Source organism: Borrelia hispanica CRI, assembly GCF_000500065.1.
Classification (GTDB): Bacteria; Spirochaetota; Spirochaetia; order Borreliales; family Borreliaceae; genus Borrelia; species Borrelia hispanica.
The window spans coordinates 1-1437 of sequence record NZ_AYOU01000045.1; the positions used below are offsets into that span (position 1 = coordinate 1).

The following is a 1437-nucleotide window of genomic DNA, read 5'->3' on the forward strand; positions in this document are numbered from 1 at the left end:
TTGACACGTGAATATGTTAGACTTCGAGATAATATGGAAAATTACTTTAGAATTGCACCAACAAGACCAAAAACAAATAAACATGCAAGAATTGTTTCTTTATTAACACCATTTAGTTATAACAAGATGCATTTATTAGATTATAGTAGTCGTTCTGTATTTAGTGATATTTATTCATATAATGGAGATGGCAAAGTTCATGATGATGCTCTTGATGCATTATCAGCTGCATATTTAATTATGTCTTTAAATTATCGTGATAGAAGTCAACATTTTACTAAATTTACTTTCATTTAGCTTATAAATTATTGTATAATAATTACATAAGGAGATTCTTTATGGAGTATATGCAAATGGAACCTGTAATTACGAGGCAGATGGTATTCAATGAGCTTGTAAAAGCTGGTATTAATAGAGAGATTGCGGACGATTTATCTTATAGATACTATAAAAATGAACTTACTATTAAAGATCTTCAATATTTAGAAAGTAATTTTAATCTTAGGCTGGAAATATTAGAACGTGGCTTAAGATCTGATATTGAAAAAGTCAAAGATGTCCTTGATACTAAAATAGATACTAAATTTACAGAACTTGATAACAAAATAGATACTGTTGAAAATAACTTAAATAACAAAATAGATACTAAATTTACAGAACTTGACAATAAGATAGATACTAAATTTACAGAACTTGACAACAAAATAGATATTATTGAAAATAACTTAAAATCAGATATTAAAGAACTTGATAATAAGATTGATATTGTTAGAAAAGATATTGAACTGAACAAAATGGAACTTGATACTAAGATAGATAAATTTGCATCAGAGGTTAAAGGAACATTAAAATTACATGCATGGATGTTTGGGACCATTATTACCCTAGCTGTAGGAATTTTATTAACGCTGATATTTAAATAAAGATGTTAATTAAAGATAAAGTAAATTTAAATAAGTAAAAGTTATCCTTCATAAACTTAAATAAGCTTATAAAAAAAGTAACAAAAAATTATAAAAAAGTTAGCAAAAATAATAAAGTGTATTATATTTGTGTGGTATAAGATTAAAAGAAATATAACAAAAAAGATATGAAATTAAATTTTAGATTAAATGTAAGAGATTTATATAAATATTCAATATTTTTTAGGAACTACATAGATAATGTAGCGAAAGATTGTTTAAAGAACGGAATAACATTAGATAGTGTATCAAGCACATCGTTAGATGTTGATGGTGCTTTGGGTAGTTTAAAAATAGAATTAAAAGCAGCATTATTACAATGCATTATTAGTTGTCGATTTAATGGTGTTGGATACATTTTAGTAAAGACAGCCGATCAGTTTTTTGATTTAGATGTAGAAGTAAATAATGAATTACCAATTGGATTTATGTATTTAGATTATTCTAAAGTACATGACATTGGACCAGAAAGTAG

General features: G+C 25.4%; 3 protein-coding genes. All 3 read left to right on the plus strand.

The features are described 5' to 3' along the window. Positions 1-297: phage terminase large subunit family protein (locus U880_RS09800; protein ID WP_456061755.1), on the plus strand; the 297-nt coding region annotated here is incomplete at its 5' end. 41 nt (positions 298-338) lie between these two features. Next, positions 339-923 (plus strand): Bdr family repetitive protein, encoded by a 585-nt coding sequence (gene bdr / locus U880_RS11655; protein WP_038358729.1) that lies wholly within the window; start codon positions 339-341, stop codon positions 921-923. Positions 924-1090: 167 nt separating this feature from the next. Continuing rightward, the coding region (locus U880_RS09805) for an anti-CBASS protein Acb1 family protein (RefSeq protein WP_038358731.1) at positions 1091-1437 on the plus strand (347 nt) is incomplete at its 3' end.